The organism is Pseudomonadota bacterium (genome assembly GCA_039028935.1).
GTDB lineage: Bacteria > Pseudomonadota > Gammaproteobacteria > Steroidobacterales > SZUA-146 > SZUA-146.
This window is the reverse complement of the sequence record JBCCHD010000004.1, coordinates 42434-61239: the sequence shown is the minus strand read 5'-3', so window position 1 is coordinate 61239 and position 18806 is coordinate 42434. Positions and strand designations below refer to the sequence as shown.

General features: G+C 57.2%; 19 protein-coding genes. 8 read left to right on the top strand and 11 right to left on the bottom strand.

The genetic code is table 11. The annotated features are described in order from the left end of the window. Positions 1-4 precede the first annotated feature (4 nt). On the top strand, positions 5-1279 hold the full coding sequence (locus tag AAF465_03145) for a Xaa-Pro peptidase family protein (GenBank protein MEM7081705.1): 1275 nt from the start codon (positions 5-7) through the stop codon (positions 1277-1279). A gap of 118 nt (positions 1280-1397) precedes the next feature. Here the strand turns inward: AAF465_03145 and AAF465_03140 are convergent, their stop codons facing one another. The 4 genes from AAF465_03140 to moaC all read right to left on the bottom strand — a co-directional run bounded on the left by AAF465_03140 (position 1398) and on the right by moaC (position 2947). Further along, a complete protein-coding gene (locus AAF465_03140; protein MEM7081704.1) occupies positions 1398-1721 on the bottom strand; it encodes a TfoX/Sxy family protein in 324 nt (107 codons plus the stop codon). Positions 1722-1807: 86 nt separating this feature from the next. Continuing rightward, entirely contained in the window at positions 1808-2233 is a 426-nt protein-coding gene (locus AAF465_03135; protein MEM7081703.1) for a molybdenum cofactor biosynthesis protein MoaE, read from the bottom strand. A gap of 1 nt (position 2234) precedes the next feature. Continuing rightward, the gene (locus AAF465_03130) at positions 2235-2477 is read right to left on the bottom strand and encodes a MoaD/ThiS family protein (protein MEM7081702.1); all 243 of its coding nucleotides are present in this window, start codon (positions 2475-2477) and stop codon (positions 2235-2237) included. Then, positions 2474-2947 carry a cyclic pyranopterin monophosphate synthase MoaC gene (gene moaC / locus AAF465_03125; GenBank protein ID MEM7081701.1) on the bottom strand — a complete coding sequence of 158 codons (474 nt, stop codon included), beginning with the start codon at positions 2945-2947 and terminating at the stop codon, positions 2474-2476. Before moaC ends, AAF465_03130 begins: the two co-directional genes overlap by 4 nt. Before the next feature lie 130 nt (positions 2948-3077). Between moaC and moaA the strand changes: the two genes are divergently transcribed. From moaA to AAF465_03095, 6 genes are all read left to right on the top strand, one after another. Continuing rightward, the gene (moaA, locus tag AAF465_03120) at positions 3078-4085 is read left to right on the top strand and encodes a GTP 3',8-cyclase MoaA (protein ID MEM7081700.1); all 1008 of its coding nucleotides are present in this window, start codon (positions 3078-3080) and stop codon (positions 4083-4085) included. Positions 4086-4088: 3 nt separating this feature from the next. Then, entirely contained in the window at positions 4089-4688 is a 600-nt protein-coding gene (locus tag AAF465_03115; protein ID MEM7081699.1) for a molybdenum cofactor guanylyltransferase, read from the top strand. Beyond that, the gene (locus AAF465_03110) at positions 4685-5437 is read left to right on the top strand and encodes a sulfite exporter TauE/SafE family protein (protein MEM7081698.1); all 753 of its coding nucleotides are present in this window, start codon (positions 4685-4687) and stop codon (positions 5435-5437) included. The genes AAF465_03115 and AAF465_03110 overlap by 4 nt, the downstream gene beginning before the upstream one ends. Before the next feature lie 9 nt (positions 5438-5446). Beyond that, positions 5447-5956: a molybdenum cofactor biosynthesis protein B gene (moaB, locus tag AAF465_03105; GenBank protein ID MEM7081697.1), complete on the top strand. Its 510-nt coding sequence runs from the start codon at positions 5447-5449 to the stop codon at positions 5954-5956. 2 nt (positions 5957-5958) lie between these two features. Continuing rightward, positions 5959-7185 carry a gephyrin-like molybdotransferase Glp gene (gene glp / locus AAF465_03100; protein MEM7081696.1) on the top strand — a complete coding sequence of 409 codons (1227 nt, stop codon included), beginning with the start codon at positions 5959-5961 and terminating at the stop codon, positions 7183-7185. Between the two features lie 110 nt (positions 7186-7295). Continuing rightward, positions 7296-8102: a hypothetical protein gene (locus AAF465_03095; GenBank protein ID MEM7081695.1), complete on the top strand. Its 807-nt coding sequence runs from the start codon at positions 7296-7298 to the stop codon at positions 8100-8102. Positions 8103-8176: 74 nt separating this feature from the next. Here the strand turns inward: AAF465_03095 and AAF465_03090 are convergent, their stop codons facing one another. The 5 genes from AAF465_03090 to AAF465_03070 form a co-directional block, all read right to left on the bottom strand. Beyond that, the gene (locus tag AAF465_03090) at positions 8177-10210 is read right to left on the bottom strand and encodes a hypothetical protein (protein ID MEM7081694.1); all 2034 of its coding nucleotides are present in this window, start codon (positions 10208-10210) and stop codon (positions 8177-8179) included. Positions 10211-10469: 259 nt separating this feature from the next. Continuing rightward, entirely contained in the window at positions 10470-11810 is a 1341-nt protein-coding gene (locus AAF465_03085) for a dihydrolipoamide acetyltransferase family protein (protein ID MEM7081693.1), read from the bottom strand. Then, positions 11807-12826: an alpha-ketoacid dehydrogenase subunit beta gene (locus AAF465_03080; GenBank protein MEM7081692.1), complete on the bottom strand. Its 1020-nt coding sequence runs from the start codon at positions 12824-12826 to the stop codon at positions 11807-11809. The genes AAF465_03085 and AAF465_03080 overlap by 4 nt, the downstream gene beginning before the upstream one ends. Before the next feature lie 12 nt (positions 12827-12838). Further along, complete coding sequence (locus tag AAF465_03075) at positions 12839-14062, bottom strand: thiamine pyrophosphate-dependent enzyme (protein ID MEM7081691.1); 1224 nt, start codon at positions 14060-14062, stop codon at positions 12839-12841. A gap of 221 nt (positions 14063-14283) precedes the next feature. Further along, positions 14284-15606: an amino acid permease gene (locus tag AAF465_03070; protein MEM7081690.1), complete on the bottom strand. Its 1323-nt coding sequence runs from the start codon at positions 15604-15606 to the stop codon at positions 14284-14286. Positions 15607-15678: 72 nt separating this feature from the next. Here AAF465_03070 and AAF465_03065 point away from each other — a divergent pair, with 72 nt between their 5' ends. Next, a complete protein-coding gene (locus tag AAF465_03065) occupies positions 15679-16158 on the top strand; it encodes a peroxiredoxin (GenBank protein MEM7081689.1) in 480 nt (159 codons plus the stop codon). Positions 16159-16324: 166 nt separating this feature from the next. On the opposite strand, the gene AAF465_03060 is transcribed toward AAF465_03065, so the two are convergent. Together AAF465_03060 and AAF465_03055 are read right to left on the bottom strand one after the other, a co-directional pair. Next, complete coding sequence (locus tag AAF465_03060) at positions 16325-17008, bottom strand: spondin domain-containing protein (protein MEM7081688.1); 684 nt, start codon at positions 17006-17008, stop codon at positions 16325-16327. A 193-nt stretch (positions 17009-17201) separates the two neighbouring features. Continuing rightward, the gene (locus AAF465_03055; GenBank protein ID MEM7081687.1) at positions 17202-18644 is read right to left on the bottom strand and encodes an amidohydrolase; all 1443 of its coding nucleotides are present in this window, start codon (positions 18642-18644) and stop codon (positions 17202-17204) included. Positions 18645-18806 lie beyond the last annotated feature (162 nt).

Below are 18806 nucleotides of genomic sequence, written 5' to 3'. Positions count from 1 at the left end.
CAACATGGACTCTAGCAAACGTCTTTTTCTTAAAACCGCGGCGGCGGCATTAGCCACACCGTTAGCGGGGTGTGCGACCACGGCGGTATCGTTTCGCAACGGCGTCATCGGCGTCGACGCGTTTCCGCCACCGATTGACGTACGCGAACGACAACAACGCGTAGCGCGTGCCCAAGCGCTCATGCATACCCATCAAATCGATGCGATCTTGCTCGAACCCGGTTCGGCCATGGCTTATTTTTCGGGCATAGACTGGTGGCGAAGTGAGCGGCTCGTGGCGGTGATCATCCCTGCACAAGGCGATATCGCGGTCGTGGCGCCGCATTTTGAAGAGCCCTCGATTCGCGAATTGATGACGTTTGGCGACGATGTGCGCACCTGGCAGGAACACGACGATCCGTTTGCCCTTGTTAACGGCATTCTCAGTGATCGCGGCTTAGCCGGCTCACGACGCCTCGGGCTCGAGGACACCGTACGGTATTTTGTGCCCGACGGTTTGCGTCGATCGGCGCCGGAGCTTGATCTCGTCGCGGCAACGCCCGTCACCCTTGGCTGCCGAATGTACAAATCAGACAACGAACTGCGTCTTATGCGCGCCGCGAATCAGGTGACGCTGTCGGCGTATGAAGAGGTCATGGCGACGATCAGCGAGGGCATGACCGGCGATGACATCAAACAGCGCATGAACGCCGCCCAGGCAGCACGCGGCGGTAAGAGCGCTTGGTCGATTGCGTTGATCGGCCCGGCGAGCGCCTATCCTCACGGCACGAAAAAACAAGCGCCGCTAAGGCGGGGGGATATCGTGTTGATGGACGCCGGGTGCGGAGTGCACGGCTACAAGTCGGATATTTCTCGCACCTTTGTGCTCGGTGCCGCCAATAGCGAGCAGCGCACCATGTGGAACCACGTGCGAGAAGGACAAGAGCGCGCCATGGTCGCCGCCCGCCTCGGCGTGCCGGCTGGCAAAGTCGATGACACGGTACGTGCTTGGTATGCGTCGTTGGGGTATGGCCCGGGTTACGCGACGCCCGGATTGAGCCATCGAACCGGTCACGGTATTGGCATGGACGGACACGAGCCGGTCAATTTTGTCCATGGCGAAACCACTCCGTTGGCGCCGGGAATGTGCTTTTCAAATGAACCAGGGCTGTACGATTTTTCGCGTTTCGGCGTGCGCATCGAGGACTGTCTATATATGACCGAAGACGGTGCCAAGTGGTTTACTGAGCCGCCTGATTCGATCGACGCGCCCTTAGGTCGGATGGGGCCGGTCATTTAACCCAACGACGCGTTATGAGCAGGCGTCACTCTGCCCATGGTGGGCTAGCTGGATAGAGAACACGCACACGCAGACACTGTGCCCGTGAACACTGACGTCGCGGGCGCGGAAACGGTCGCTACTTCTTACTGCGACGTGCGGCTTCGAAAGCGAGATTCGCCCACTCTCGCATGACCTCCGGATCGTCCAGTGCTTCCGGTGGTGCTTGATGGTAGCTCATCGTCATCCACTTGCCGTTCTTGTTATAGCGAAAAGGTGCCAGCCCAGACTGCTCAAATTGCGCCTTCGATTGCTTGTCCACTTTTAGGTATAGCGTATCGTCGGCCACCAGACCAATCATCAGGCCGTCGTAAAACAAACCATGTCCGCCAAACATTCTTTTACTGTTGATGCGACCGAACAGCTCGAATTGCTCCTGCAGAAAGTCAACAAACTCACTCATCGCGGTTTCCTTGTCTAGTGTCCTCTCAATGGGCGTTTAGGGGTGTGCGTAAAGTGGCACGGTCAAGACTGTTCTGGTCGGCATCGTTAAGGCGTTTCCTCATCGCGACAATCGATCCATTGCGTATCGCCGCTCACATAAAGCTCTTTTTTCCAGATCGGCACGCGCGCTTTGATTTCATCGATAATGTACCGGCAGGCGCGAAACGCCGCATCACGATGATCGCTGCCTGTACCCACCCACACCGCAACGCCACCGATGGCCAGTTCGCCAACACGGTGTTGACAGCGAGCAGTGCGAATATTGAATTTGTCGAGCGCTTCGCTCACAATCGCGTTGCCCTCACTCAGGGCGAGTGGGGCATACGCTTCATACTGTAAGCCGCGTACTTCACGCCCATCATTATGATTGCGCACCCATCCTTCAAAACACACGAAACCGCCTGAAGCGTCGTGCGCGTGCGCATGCCTGAGCGCCTCGATATCGATATCGGTGTCGGTCAATTCGAACATATCAGCCCCCGGATACAGGTGGAATGAATACCAGTCGATCGCCGTCATTGAGTGTGTGTGACCAGTCGGCAAACCTGTCGTTAACGGCCAGTTTTAAATCGTCAACGCCGAGCGAAAATTGGTGTTCGTTGGCGAGCAACGCATAAACGGCCCTTGCATCGCGCAATTCAGTATCGAGTGTTTGGCGGGATTGACCTGCCTGTTCGCGCAGTGTGGCGAAGTACTCGATCTGAAGTGTGATCATGCGCCGACATCCGTTTTACCGCCACGTTTCTCGACGAGTCGCGTGGCGCGTATTTCGATGTCGTGCGACAGGGCCTTGCACATGTCGTAGATCGTCAATGCCGCCACCGACGCAGCGGTCAGTGCTTCCATTTCAACACCGGTTTTGTGGGTGACCTTGCATCGGGCGGTGACGACCAATTCGTGTGTGTCTTCGCTCGTGACGATGTGGATGCTCACGCCATCCAGCGGCAATGGGTGACAAAATGGAATGAGCTCATGCGTGCGTTTGGCCGCCATCACGCCTGCGATGATTGCGGTGTCGATGATCGGTCCTTTTTTCGCGTTGAGATCGTGTGACATAAGGGACGCGAATACGTCGGCCGGAAAGCGCACACGACTTTCGGCGGCCGCGCTCCTCCGGGTCGCGTCTTTATCGGTCACATCGACCATTGTGGGGCGGTTGTTGTTGTCGATATGGGACAGCGACACGGCCTTTTCCTCACTGCGGAATTATCACTAAAGTGTAACGCGATGCCGCGTGGGAACAAACCGGCCAGCAGGGCGTCTGTGGTAGCATTTGAGATTCAAAGGCCATAGGCCGATTTATACCATTTTCTACATGCCGAACACCTCCACACAATCCGAGCTTCGCGACGCATTTGGTCGCCGTGTGACCTATCTGCGCATGTCGGTCACCGATCGATGTGATTTTCGCTGTCGCTACTGCATGGATGAAAACCCTACCTTTTTGCCGCGCAAAAACGTGTTGAGTCTCGAGGAGCTTGCGCTGATCGGTCGGGCATTTATCCATCTTGGCGTCAGCAAGATTCGATTGACCGGTGGCGAGCCCTTAGTTCGGCGCGACATAATGTGGTTAATTGAAAAGCTGGGTGCCGAAGATGGGCTGAATGATTTTGCCATGACAACCAACGGCTCACAGCTCGCGCGCTATGCGCCGCAACTTGCCGATGCGGGGTTGCATCGGCTCAACGTGAGTGTGGATACGCTGGATGCACCCACCTTCAAAGATCTCACGCGTGTCGGCAAGCTCGAGCGGGTGTTGGAGGGTCTAGAGGCGGCACGCCAGGCGGGGTTTCGTCGGATCAAGCTCAATTGTGTGGTGATGCGCGGCTTCAATGATCAACAAATTCTGCCACTAATAGACTACGTGTTAGCACATCAGATGGACATCAGCTTTATTGAAGAGATGCCGCTGGGTGTTGTGACTGACCACAGCCGTAAGGATGCGTTTTTTTCAAGTCGCGATGTGCGCGAAGTCATTGAGACACGCTACCCACTAATGGCAACCACTGCTAGCAGCGGCGGGCCATCACGCTACTGGGTGATCGAAGGGCACACCAGTCGCATCGGTTTTATTAGTCCGCACAGTGAGAATTTCTGTTCGACGTGCAATCGCGTGCGGCTCACCGCAGAAGGTAAGTTGCTGTTGTGTCTGGGCCATGAAAACGCGATCGATTTGCGTGCGGTGACACGTCGTGATCCCGGTAGTATTGAGGCGATACAGCAAGCGGTACTGGCGGGCATTCACAAAAAACCCGAGCGTCATGCGTTCTCCCACGAACCGGAAGTCAAAGTACTGCGTTACATGCACCATACGGGCGGCTAGTTGATGGTGAACGAAGAACCCGGTCAGGTGACGGGTGTGGTGCTTGCTGCAGGGCGCGCGCGACGCGCCGGAGGTGTCAATAAGGCGCTTGTTCCGTGGCCGGATGGCGATCGATCGGTGCCACTGTTCGAGTTTGCGGCGGCCAATCTTCGCGCCTGTTGTGAGCGGGTGTTCATTAACACCGAGCGCGACCGTGCCGTTTTTGAAGCAGCAGGTTATGCGGTAATTGGTGATGGACCTTTTGTTGACCATGGTCCGCTGGCCGGGATTTATGCCGGCTGTCAGGCGACCGATGATGAGTGGCTGGCCGTCGCCCCTTGTGACCAGCTTGCTTTGCCCAATCAGGTGTATGCCAAGCTCGTCCAAGCAGCGCGACGAGACGGCGCTGCCTACGCCGTCTCTGGTGGCAGTCTCATTCCGACCTGTGCCGTGCTTCATACGAAGCTTGTCCACCTCGTACGGGAAGCCCTGATGGATCAAAGACTGGCCCTTGTCCCGTTTATGCAGCGGCACGCGGTGCCTGTACGTTTTGATGATGTTGAGTTTGCCAATGTAAATGATCCGTTCGGCGGGTCTGCCAACCGCGAACGGCCCACCGAGTGAATCTACTCCTACCCGCGTTCGGCGTCACTGCGTTGGTGTATGCGATGGTGGGGTTCGGCGGGGGCTCAACCTATGCGGCGCTGTTAGCGCTCTCTACCCTCGATTATCGTCTGCTGCCCATTCTCGTGCTCATCTGTAACATCGTGGTGGTCAGTGGCGGCGTTGTGCAGTACACCCGCGCTGGACTCATGCACTATCGCTCTATGCTGCCGCTGGTGTTCACGTCGGTGCCAGCCGCCTGGTTGGGCGGCACACTGGCGGTTTCGCAGCCGGTTTTCATGCTGACGCTGGGCGCGGCATTGGTTGTGTCGGGCCTACTATTGGTTACTCAGTATGGCCCTTCGGACCGAACGCGGTCGGACAACTGGCCGATACTCGCGCCGGTGTTGGGCGGTGGGTTAGGCTTTTTGGCGGGCGTGGTCGGAATTGGCGGCGGCATTTTTCTTGCGCCATTGATGCACCACCTCCACATTGCAGGTGCCCGCAAAATAGCGGCTACGGCGAGCTTCTTTATCTTGGTAAACTCAGTGGCGGGACTCGCTGGACAGCTGAGCAAACAGGCGGAAACTTCGCTCAGTTTCTCGGAGTTTGGTGTGTACATATGGCTGCCCGTTGCAGTGCTCATTGGCGGGCAGATCGGCAGTCGCTTGAGCGCTCGCCATCTGCCGGGCCCCTGGATAAAACGGCTAACCGGCGTGTTGGTGCTGGCTGTCGGCACGCGCCTTCTCTGGCAGCATACCGTCACTTAGGAACGACCAATGACACAACAATTTTTGACTATTGCCGTACTGACCGTATCGGATACGCGCACACTGGAAAACGACACGTCTGGCGATTTTTTGTCCCAGGCACTCACCGAGGCGGGTCACGGACTGGCCCATCGCCTGTTGGTCAAAGACGATATTTACGATATCAGAGCGGTCGTTTCGGAGTGGATTGCCTCCCGTGAGATCCATGTCGTACTCGTCACGGGGGGCACCGGTTTTTCGGGCCGCGACTCCACGCCCGAGGCGATTCGGCCGCTGCTTGACAAGCAAGTAGAAGGCTTCGGCGAAGTGTTTCGCGCGATGTCCTATGAGGAGATCGGGAGTTCCACCATTCAGTCGCGCGCGTTTGCCGGGCTTGCCAATCATACGCTGGTGGTGTGCATGCCGGGGTCGACAGGCGCGTGCCGCACGGCATGGCGCGTAGTCAAAGAGCAGCTCGACAGCACCCACAAACCCTGCAACTTCGTCGGAACGCTGTTGGCCGATCGCGGTGCGTCTTAGCGATGACCGGGGCGGTTGCACTCTCGCTGGAACAAGCTTGGCTGCGCCTTGAAGAGGCGGTGCCGCGCCATCGGCCGGAGAGTGAGGCTGTCGCCGTCAAGCAGGCGTGCGGCCGTGTTCTGGCCGAGGATGTGCATGCGGCAATTGATTCACCACCGGCCGATAATTCGGCGATGGACGGGTTTGCCGTCAACGTGCGCGATGTGCGCCTTGATCAATCCATTCGCCTGTCACAGCGCATTGCGGCAGGACAAGCGCCCGTACCGCTTGAAACTGGCACGGCGGCCCGGGTGTTTACCGGCGCGGAAATTCCCGATGGCGCCAACTGCGTGGTGATTCAGGAAAACTGCGAGTACGACGCACAGCACGTTCAGATTCGCCGCGGACTCCGTGAGGGCGTGAACATCCGATGGCGTGCCAACGACGTGAAGCAGGGCGACCGCGTGCTTCGGCAAGGAACGGAAATTCGGCCGCAAGAAATCGGCTTTTTGTTGTCGTCAGGTATCGGCCAAATTCATGTGTTTAAACCGTTGCGCGTCGGCGTTGTCGCAACCGGCGACGAGCTGGTGGATGTGACTGAGCTTGACGGACGTCAAACGAATGAGATGGTGCTGCCGCCCGGCAAGATTATTGAGTCCAATTCGCCCATGATTCTGTCGACACTCGCAGCGCTAGGCTGTGACGCCACTGCCTACCGCGCACCCGATACATTGGATGCGACGCGACGCGTGTTGAGCGAGGCCGTGTCGGATAATGATGCGGTGCTGACCATCGGCGGTGTGTCGGTTGGCGAAGAAGACCATGTGCAGGCTGCGCTCAATACGCTTGGTCGCACCGAGTTTTGGAAAATCAACATCAAGCCCGGCAAACCGTTTCTGTTCGGTGAAGCGGAGGGCACGCCGGTGTTGGGTTTACCGGGAAATCCGGTGTCGTCATTCGTTACGTTTCATCTATTCTGCGCGCCGTTTTTGTCTAAGTTAAAAGGCGCTGATTTTCGCTTGCCCGCTCGGCTACCGGCGATTGCGGGCTTCTCCAGTGACAAGCTGAGTGATCGGGTTGATCATCTGCGTGGTCGAATCGTCAGTGATTATCCAGATCTTGTGGTCGAACCCTCCGGTACGCAGTCTTCATCGGTGCAGGGGGCATTGTGCGCGGCTGACGTGCTAATCGTTATTCCAGCGAATACACAAATTAAAAGAGGCCAGTCGCTGCGTGTGATTCGATTGTAATCGGTTGGTTTTACTCGTGGCGCCACCGTCGGCGCGAAGAGAAACGAGCCGGGCAAGCGCTCGCATACGGTCAAAAAAACGAAGACTGATTTCATGTTGAGAGGAACAGAATGCGTATCCAAATACACCTTTTAGTGATGATGGGTTTCATGCTTTCGGTGCGAGCCCTGGCCGACAATCCGTGTTCCATCACGTTTTCGGAAGTGGCCGATATCCCGGTGGGGGATGTGGTGATCCACCAAATTGATGTGACGGCCGCGTTTGAGCCAAATCGAAAAGGTGTGTCGTATTACTCCCATGACGTATCAATTCATTTCAGTGGGCTCGGTCTGCCACGCGAAAATATTTTGAGTTTTCGAGGTGCCGTGTCGATGGACGGTGTGATCAGTGAGGGTGACAGCTCGGCAAAAGTAAAGAGCGTATTTGCCTACGGAAAACTCGTCATGCCGTTCGCGCAGGACAACATCGGTGACAGGAGTGGGGGCGATTACCGGCTAGCGTATCCAGGAAAAGGGCTGTTTGCGAAAACCCATGAGCGCGGCGTTGTTCGAGCAAACAGCCCGACGCGTAAGAACCGACAAAAAGAAAGTGAGCCCAGCTACTTGGAGTTGGCCATCGGTATGCACTCACAAGGTTTTGCGATTTACTATGCTTTTTTGGCTGCAATTTTTGGTGAGGATTCGCGCGACTTCTTAAAAAATGGCGATCGCGCTGAATTTTTTGGTAAGAAACTCGATCCGAGTAAGTTCTCGTTAACTCTGACCGGACCGCTCAACGACATTGGTGCGAATGGCGATATCACTGGCTTCTTAGGCGGCTACTCCAATAACTCCGCGTTGTTAAACCTACTCAGTCTGTCTGATTTTTACGCGTATCTAAATAAGGCCCGATCGGGTGGGTGTGGAGTCGTCGACTAACCGATTCGCCATTAGCTTGCTCCTCGAATCGGTTCGTCTGAGCGCCCATTCTTGATGGGTCCCGCTGCGACTATTCAGGGAAGGCAGGTAAACGTCGATCCTGATGGCCCGACGGGCTGCAAGAATAGATTCGCAAAGAGGCTTATATCAGTGAAGTTCACAACGCCATCGGAGTTCAAGTCAACCACATTACTCGACGTTAAAAACTGTTCGGCGATAGTCGCATAGTCCAAAAAATTGACGACGCAGTTATTGTCGAAATCGGCATCACAGACATTGCCATAGCCGTCACCGTCAGCATCCTGTTGCTGTGGATTATGCGCGAGAGTGCAGTTGTCTTGTTGATTGGGCACACCATCTTGATCTTGATCGGGATCAATAAACACTTTGGGCTTGCCGAATACAACGGCCAGAGAGCCGGCTTTTCTGGTATCGGGAAAGCCGCTGTCGCCGTGTCTCAAATCACTGACGGCGAGATCGCCCAATCCATCATTATTAATGTCGCCGATCATGCCAACGATTTCGCCAAAATGGCCGAGACCATCGGGCGGTTGGCTTTTAATGACCACTCCTTTCTCGCCCGTACCGCCGTTTTCAATCAATAGGGAGCTGACAAAGACATCTGACGGACTGTCGGTATTTGTGCCGTAAAGCAGGTAGGCTTTTAGGCTGAACAACGAACTAATCAACAGGTCATCGAGTCCGTCACCGTCTATGTCATCGCCGCCCGATAAGGTCCTTCCCAGGTAGTGGCCTTCGACGGCAGGATGCACCACAAAACCCCGATCGCCGACTCCGCCATTGACACCAGCCAAATTCGTCACATCGAATACAGGCTGGGAATAGCCTTGTTCGCCGAACACCACATAGACAATCCCATCAGGTGAAAACTCGGTGATCGCGGTGCTCTCGCCCGAGTCCCAGATGGCGTTCAGGGCGATATCGTCCAGGCCATCGCCATTGAAATCGCCGATCTGGCTGACTTCGAAACCCAGGGCTCGGATACTGCTTGACGCATCGAACACCACACCCGAGCTACCGTCGCCGCCATTCGAAGGAAGTAGTGCATCGGGGTCGAATTCGGCGGGCCAGGGATCGGTGGAGCCGAAAATGAGAAACGCTCTTCCGTTGTTGCCGAAAATTGGGTCGGGGTTATTACCGCCCTGACTTTGGCCGATCGCAATATCATCCAAGCCATCGCCATTGAAATCGCCGATCGCGTCGATGCCTATGCCAAGTTTGCCACCCGGAGTATTGCCTTTGAATATCACGCCCTGTGAGCCGTCACCACCATTTTGCGGGTCAAGTACGGACCAAAAGAAACTCGGGGGGAAAGTCGACGCCGAGCCAAACAACAGATATGTGTGTCCGACATATTCGGCGTCGGACACTTCAGCACGGTGTGCGCTTACCAATAAATCGCCGAGGCCGTCGCCATTCACGTCGCCGGCGCCTCTGACGGTTTCACCGGTTCGGCTACGCAACTTATGGCCAAACACCACAAACCCGATTGACCCGTCACCGCCGTTTTCCGCCAGCAACGACTCAAGTTCAATGTGTGCGGCAAAAGGGGCGGCAGAACCGTACAAGACGTAGACCGCGCCGGTATTAGTTTCCAGGTAGGGGTAAAACGGTTCGCCAATGGCAATGTCATCAATGCCATCGCCATTGAAATCGCCGAGTGTGTCGACCGAATAGCCCGTGTAGTCGTAAGGAAATCGGCCGCGCAGGGCAATGCCCTGACTGCCGTCTCCACCATTTTCAGGTAGCAAATCTCGAATATTCAGGTAGGGAGGGAAGCCGGTGGCTGTGCCGAACACAACAAACACATCGCCGTAACCCCCGCTCAAGATGCAGCCCACGTTTGGGGCGCTTACCACAAAGTCTTCGATGCCGTCGCCGTTGAAATCACCGGCTGAGGAAACAGCAAAGCCAACCTGATTACAAGGTTGATCGCTGTCAATGAATACGCCATCCGCGCCGGTGCCACCGTTCTCCGGAAGAAACTGCTGGATGATAATTTCGGGCGGTAATTCGCTTGCGAACACGTTGAGTGTCCATGTGACGGCGAAAAATACCGCGACAAGACCAAAGCCTCGAGGGTTCAAGTGATTGAAGCCTCTGCGCCAAACTCGCGTTACGTCCATGCTGATCACCAATTATTCCGTGATAAGTAGGGTAGCATGACTTTTCGGTTCGAAAATATTGCCTAGAACACCGCTGCTGTACGCATAAAATAAGGCTGATTGCGCGGTGCGCTGAAGCGATTTTTAATCAACCCATACAGTTCGTTACAACGAGCGGCCACCTTTCAATCGCGTTTGAACGACGGCAACGGCTTCGCGCGACCGAGAGCTCGGTCTGTCGTTACCCAGCCGAAAAGGTATGGCTCGGGTTTTCGAGCATCTCTTTTATGGCTTGGATAAATTCAGCGGCGTCATAACCATCGACGAAACGATGATCAAATGAAGCCGAGAGGTTCATCATACGGCGGATATGAATGCCACCGTTCACGACCATGGGGCGTTCGACCGCGCGATTGACGCCGATGATCGACACTTCTGGTTGGTTGATGACGGGCGTTGAGGCGATGCCACCCAGTTTGCCTAAGCTTGTCACGGTGATGGTAGACCCGGTGAGTTGATGCTTCGAGGCGCTGCCGTCGCGGGCGCCTTGAGCGGCTGAGGCGATGGCTTGTGCGAGTTGCGGCAACGACATGGCCTCCGCGTGATGAACGACCGGCACTTTGAGTCCGTCGGGTGTTTGCGTGGCGATTCCGGCGTGCACGGGATCGTGCTGTACGAGTACATTGCGTTCCTTGTCATAGAGCGCGTTACACTGAGGGAAGCGCGCAAGGGCTTTGGCGACACACTGAACGAGCAGAGGCAAGTAGCTAAATTTGACGCCGTATTGGGCGTACTGCTGATTGAGCAGTTGGCGAAACTGTTCGAGTTCGGTGACATCAATTTCTTCGACATATGAAAAGTGTGGAATCTCCGATTTACTCGCACTCATGCGCTGCGCGATGATGCGTCGCATGCCAATCACTTTGACTTCCTTCGCGCCCACTCGTTTGCGCGGTGGAATCGGCGCGGGACCGCGTTCGAGTTTGACCAGATGCGCGTCGAAATCCGCGCGCAAAATGCGCCCCCGCGAGCCGGTGCCTTCGATCTCGGCCAGATCGATGCGGTGTTCTCGCGCGAGCCGGCGAATCACCGGCGACGTGAGTACCTTTGCAGTCGTGACGCTTTTTGGAATGCCCGCCGGTGCCGGCGCCGGTGTGGAGGCGGTGAGATTCACTGCAGGCAGTGGCGCTGGCGGCGCTATGGGTGCCGTCGCAACCGTTGCACGTGACGGTTCGGCATTAGGCGTTTCGGAGGGTGTAGCCTGGGCGGCAGGCGCTGGGGTCGAAGCAGAGCGCGGTTTGTCGCTGGCCGCCGAAGGCGCCGCGTTGACGTTTACACTGGCGTCGGTTTCGAACACAACCAGTGGTGCGCCGACCGCGATGATGTCACCCGGTTCGCCACCCAGTTTAACGATGGTGCCGGTGACTGGCGCGGGCACTTCGACTGCCGCCTTATCCGTGAGCATGTCGACTACCGGCTGGTCTTCTTTGACCAGGTCGCCGACGTTCACATGCCATTCGGAGACTTCGGCTTCGACCGTGCCTTCGCCCAAGTCGGGCAGCGTGAAAATATGTTCGCTCATGCCGATTCCTTCATCACTTTATCAATCGCGGCCATAATGCGGCTGGGCCCAGGAAAGTACTCCCACTCAAACGCATGAGGATAGGGCGTGTCCCAACCCGTTACACGCTGTATCGGTGCTGCCAGACTCCAAAAACAGCGTTCCTGGATCTGCGCGGAAAGTTCGGCGCCAAAACCACTGAAGCGCGTGGCCTCGTGCACGATCAAGCAGCGGCCGGTTTTTTGCACTGACTCGACAATGGTATCGATATCCAACGGCAGCATTGAGCGTAGATCGATTACTTCGGCATCGAGTTCGTTATCGCGCACCACTGCCTCGCACACGTGCACCATCGTGCCATAGGTAATGATGGATAAATCGTTACCCGGACGCACCACGTCGGCTTTGCCGATCGGTAGCGTGTAGTAGCCTTCGTCAACCTCGCCCTTGGGATGGTCGCCCCAGGTGCTTGCAGGCTGTTTGGGGTCGCCGTAGAACGGTCCGTTGTAGACGCGTTTGGGTTCGAAAAACACCACGGGGTCGTCATCTTCAATGCTGGCGATGAGCAATCCTTTCGCGTCGTAAGGGTTCGACGGCATGACGACCTTAATGCCGCACACGTGGGTGAAAATCCCTTCGGGACTTTGCGAGTGCGTTTGCCCGCCGCGGATACCGCCACCGCAGGGTGAGCGCAATGTAACCGGCGAACAAAAGTCGCCCGCGCTCCGATAGCGCAGCCGCGCGAGTTCGCTGACGATTTGATCGAACGCCGGATAGATATAGTCGGCGAACTGAATTTCGGCGACCGGTCGTAGGTCGTTGACCCCCATGCCGATCGCGGTCGCCACAATCCCCGCTTCGGAAATCGGTGTATCAAACACGCGTTGTTCGCCATACTTTTTTTGCAGACCGGACGTACAGTTGAAGACGCCGCCAAAGTAGCCGACATCCTGCCCCATCACGACGACGGAATTGTTTCGCTCCATCATCACGTCCATGGCGGAGTTGATCGCCTGGACCATATTCATTTTTGCCATGAGCGGTTGCCTTTATTGTTTCTGTAGCTGGCGCTTGAGCTTTTCGCGCTGCGCGACCAAATGATCGGGAATGTCTTTGTAGACGTCGTCAAACATCGAATCGACGGCGAAACTGCTGCCCTCTTCGGTCGTGCCATAGGACAGCGCTTCTTGCCAACTGGCCGACATGCGGTCGTCAAGTTCAGCGATGAGTTCGTCATGTTCTTTTTGACTCCATGCGCCTTGCGCCACGAGGTGGGTCTTGAGTCGTTCGATCGGATCGCCCAACGGGAAGTGCTTGTGTTCGTCCTTAGCGCGGTAGCGGCTTGGATCGTCGCTGGTCGAATGCGCCGAGGCGCGATAGGTGACCAGTTCGATGAGACTGGGGCCGCCCCCCGAGCGTGCGCGCTGGGCCGCCCATTCGGTCACAGCGTACACAGCAAGATAGTCATTGCCGTCAACGCGAATACCGGGCATGCCATAGCCTGGGCCGCGTGCCGCGAACGGACTGTCCTGGCCGCCAGCAATTCCCTGAAACGTTGAAATGGCCCACTGATTATTGACCACATTGATGATGCACGGCGCCTGGTAGACGTTCGCGAAGGTCAGTGCGTTGTGATAATCCGACTCGGCGGTACTGCCTTCACCCGTCCACGTCACGGCGATGTGGTCTTCACCTTTGATCGCCGACGCCATGGCCCAGCCGACGGCCTGCGGTACCTGCGTGGTGAGGTTGCCCGAAATCGAAAAGATGTTCTTTTCTTTCCAGTGATACATGATCGGAAGCTGTCGGCCGCGGCACATATCGCGGGCGTTGGATAAGCACTGGCACATCAAATCGACCACCGGCCGTTCGCGCGCAAAGTACAGCCCCTGATTTCGATAGGTCGGAAACAGCATGTCGCCCGTGCGAAGCGCGAGGCCCTGCGCCACCGAAACGGCCTCTTCGCCGCGCGACTGCACATAGAATGAGATTTTGCCCTGGCGTTGGGCTTTGAGCATGCGATCGTCGAACGCACGAACGCCTAACATGAGACGCAGTCCGTGCGTAAGTTGCTCGGTGGATAAGTCTGGTGCCCAGTCGCCTCTCGCGGCGCCGTCTTCATCGAGTACCCGCACTAGCTGTCGCGATAAGCCCTCCGTGTCCGCGACGGCCGCGTCTACAGCAGGCCGAGGGGCCACCCCTGCATCCGTGAGACGTAAATAGCTGAAATCGGGTTGCTCGCCGGGCCGGGCGGGGGCGCCCGGAACGCGCATTCGAGGTTTTTGACTCACGCTGCTGCTCCTGCAATTCGTATGTGGCCGCTCAGCCGAACCCTCTGGCGCAGGGGAACGCGCGCCGGCGGCGGCACAAGCACAATGATCCGAAGATCGACCCGGTGCTGGGTCGGCCCATCATTATAAATGAAACTAATTTGTCTTGCCGCACCGGGCGAGTGGCCATTCCGCTGGGGATGATGCGTTGCGGTATTCGATGCTCAGTGCGCGCGACGCGTAAGTAGCGCGTACACCACAAACCCAAATCCGATCAGGGCACAGCCAGCCAGCGCTTCAGTCGGTCGATTGGCGGCGATGTGGACAAGCGTCCAGCCGGTTAGCGCCAGAAATACAAGGGGGGTCAACGGATAGGCCCAGGCCGAGAAAGGGCGTGGCTCATGCGCTCGAGTATGGCGCAAAATCATCATCGCGATCACGGTGACAAAGGTGTTCAGCGCAAGCGCGAAGCCACTGAACACCAAAATTGACTCGAATGTTGCGGTCACGACCAATGCCAGCGCGATGAGGGCTTGGACGTAGATCGCCACATGCGGAATGCCATCCTCATTGGTGCGCGAAAGCGGGGCAAACTGCGCGTAGTCTTCGCCGATCATCTGTAGTACGCGTGGCGCTGCTAGCAGCATCGCGCTGGCTGTAGAAATGAGCAACAACGACAGCAGTGCACTGGCTAGGACCGCGGCACGCTCACCAAAAGCATAGTCGATCGCAACGTAAACGATCTCGAGTTTACCGGCCATGGCCTCTTGTGGCGCAATGGATAAAAAGGTGACGTTCACCAGAAGGTAGATGAGCGTCACAACCAGCGTCCCGATGGCCAGAATACGCGGCAACGAGCGCTGTGGTGTTTCAAGTTCGCTTGAAAAATACGTTGCCGCGTTCCAGCCCGAGTAGGCATAGCTCACATAGATCAGTGAGACCGCAAACGGGCTGCTCAGCAAAACGGCCATCTCGCCGGTCGACGGACGAAAGGATGTCGTGGTGTCGTGTGGCGCGAGCAGTAAGGCCAGCGCGCAGCCGCCAACGATCATAATGAGTTTGAGCACAGTGAAGAGCCACTGCGTAGCGCCACTGCGGGCGCGAGAGCTGGCGTGCAGAAAGGCCAGCGAAACAATGAGCACGCACGCAGCGAGTGTGGGGGGTAGCGTTGGAATCACCAGGCTCAAATATTGGCCAAACGTGATGGCCACCAGTGCGGTGGGTGCGGCAAACCCAATCGTGGCGGATATCCAGCCCGAGACAAAGCCCAGAGACGGGTGCAGTGCTGCCGACAAAAAGTGGTATTCACCCCCCGATCGGGGGAGTCGGGCGCCAAGCTCGGCGTAGCACATCGCGCCGCAAAACGCCGTGAGACCACCGAGCGCCCAGAGCATCACTAACGCAAAGCCGGATGAGATGTCGGCAAGTTGAAAACCGAGCGACGTGAATACGCCTGTGCCGATCATGTTGGCGATGATCACGGCGGTCGCCACTCGCGGCGTGAAAAACCGCGCCTTGCGCGTTGCGCTGTGAGAGGGGCTACTCATCGTTTCGGTTATATCATGAGCGCGAATTTGTTTGCTAAACTCTGGTTTTTATTTCATCTGTCGGGGACCATCATGGCGATCAGCAAAGGCGATAACATTCCAGCAGTAACACTCAAACACATGACCGACGAGGGTCCTGCCGATATTGCCACGAGCGAGATTTTCAACGGCAAAAAGGTTGTGCTGTTCGCCGTGCCCGGGGCGTTCACACCCGGTTGCTCGATGACCCACCTGCCGGGCTTTATCGAGTCGGCCGCCGATATCAAAGCAAAGGGTGTCGATACCGTGGCCTGCATTTCCGTCAACGACGCCTTTGTGATGGGCGCTTGGGGTCAGGCGCAAGGCGCAGGCGATATTCTAATGCTCGCCGATCCCGACGCGACCTTCGCAGACGCCGTGGGGTTGTCGGTCGACCTCAGTGAGTTCGGTCTGGGCAAGCGCTCTTCGCGATACGCCATGATCGTGGACAACGGCGTCGTGTCCAGCACCCACGTTGAGCCGGAGGGTGGCATTACCGTGTCGTCTGCCGAAGCGGTGATGGCGCACCTCTGATCGAGGCCGCTGACGACGGAGTGCCGGGTCGCCAAACCTCGGTGGCGTTGCGCCAAGGCACTTGGTGAGAGCGCAGTAAAAAAGAGCGCACCCTTGCGAGTGCGCCCAAAACACGCTCAGTGTGACCCATTGGCAGGGGGGTGCCAACGGGTCGGGGAGAGTGGGGTTAGTCGTTTGACGGCACGCGTTGGATCGACACACGCGCAACCGGATTGCGCCAGTCGTAGGCCGAGGCAGTCAGGTCGCCTTCGCCGTGTATACCAGGACTGACTCGGATGTAGCCCTCGCCACCGGCGTTGGGTGAAACGCCTTCACCGCCGCATTGCGGGCCCGGAATGTTCGCGCAGAGTTCGTCATTGGGTTCGGTACCGGCATCATAGCCAATCGCCGTGTAGTCGAGCGTCTGCCAGGCGAAGCGCGGCGCACGCACCGTGTTGAGGCCGACGAAAGAATCGTTGGTGGGCAGCAGCATGGCGGCTACGCTAATCCGATTGAATCGGCGCGTCGTATCCAAGCGCACGGTTACCGATTGCCCTGGGGCGAGCAGACCGTCGGTGCTTTCGACATCGCCGATAACATTCGGCAGTGTCGCCAGCAATTCTTCGAATGGCGCGGTTGCGCCGCCCTCGGCGAGCACCGCCAATTCATCGCTGGCTTGACCACCCGTTTCGAACAAACTGACTGATTTTTTATGAGCGACGACCAGCAGTGGCGTAAATGTTGTCGCGCTGATGTTGGTGATTGTGACTTCGTAACTCCGGTCGTTGCTGTACCAGCCATCCGCCGCAGCGATCGGTGCAAGTGCTAGCGACAATAACGCCGCGAGCGAAAACTGTTTGAATCGGTTCATCGTGACTCCCTGAAGTAAAAAACTGAGGGTGTACGATGACAGCGGAACATCACCCCGGGGTCACAGCCTCATCACAATTTGGTAAACCAGGCCGGTGAGCGCGATGCGCAGGCCGGGCGGCTAAAAAGCCAACTCGGATATTAAACAGGCCGAGAGCGGTCCCGATGGAAAGATGAGAGAATCGCTGACCGTTTTATTTGCTCACGCGAAAATCGAGCGGTGGATCGCGATCACCGAGCAGCGCTTCGTATTCAAAATTGTCCCCAAGTCGGAAGGCATGCTCGTCTTTGGCGCGTTGGCGTAAGGCTGGATTGGTGTACAGCTCAACGGCCGCCAACGACAGCACTTTGGCAGCGTTACTCGCCCCCTTGTGCCCAATGCTCATGCCACTTGCAGCCACCGCCTGCCAGGTGTGGGCGGAGGTGCCGGGTACCCAGGTGGCCGTGCGCAGGCCGACAGTGGGTACGGCGATTGAGACATCGCCAACATCCGTAGAGCCATAGCCTAGCGACACGGAATAAGGTTGGATGTCTTGCTCCGAACCCAATGGCAAATCCGGTTCCGTCAGCGAGGCGTAAAGCGTTTCAGCAAACTGTTGTTCCGCTTGGTTGTATTCAACCCCCCCGACTAAGCGTAGCTTTTCGTCCATCATTTCAGCGAGCGTTTCGATGACCAATAGCGGATGATTGCCGTGAATGATCTCCCACTCGACGCGCGTGCCCGTTCCGCGCGCGGCGCCGCGCGCGGCGTCTTCCACACGCCGCCAAATGTCACTTACCAGGCGCGCTTCGGGATTGCGTACGTAATAAAACACCTCGGCAAAATCCGGCACGACATTGGGCGCTAGACCACCGCTTGTGATCACATAGTGGATACGCGATTCCTGAGGAATGTGTTCGCGCATCAGGTTGACCATATAATTGAATGCCTCCACACCGTCGAGCGCTGAGCGCGCTTTATCCGGTGCGCCTGCGGCATGGGCGGACGTGCCGTAGAATCGAAATTTGGCCGAACGGTTGGCCAGTGTCGTGCGGGCCGCAGCGGAATTCTCGTCCGATGCGTGCCAGTGCATTGCGATGTCGACGTCATCAAACAACCCAGCGCGAACCATATAAACTTTGCCGCTGCCACCCTCTTCCGCCGGTGTCCCGTAGAGACGAATAGTCCCTGGCGTGCCGGTTTTTTGCAGCCAGTCTTTGATTGCGAGTGCCGCGGTGATCGAGCCCGCGCCGAACAGATTGTGGCCGCATGCGTGGCCGGCATTCTTGCCCTCGACCGGCGAACGTTCGGCAGTGGCGTCCTGGTTGATACCCGGAAGCGCATCAAATTCGGCGAGGATGGCAATGACGGGACCGCCTCGGCCATACGACGCCACAAAGGCGGTCGGAATATCCGCCACGCCCGACCGCAGCGTGAAGTCCTCTCCCTTCAGTACGTTCTGCAGCAATTCGCTACTGCGAGTTTCGAGGTATCCAAGCTCGGCCAGATTCCATAGCTCTTGCGACACCGACGCTGTAAGGGCGGTGCGTGATTCAACGTATTCGGTCACATCGACGTTTGTTTGTGCAACGCTTGCTGGGCTGCCAAACACGAAAGCGAGGCAGGCGCTAAGGAAGACGATTGGTGATTCAATCATGCGGCGCGTGAACGCGGACGGGCATATACAAAGCATTGGGGCCTCCGACTGTGCAATCACATGTGCCCGACCATGGTAGCGCGTCGGCGTGGTGTCATCTAGCAATGCGAGCGGGGGTATGTCGGCTGGCGCGTAAGGATCGAGGCGATGCGAGGATGAAAA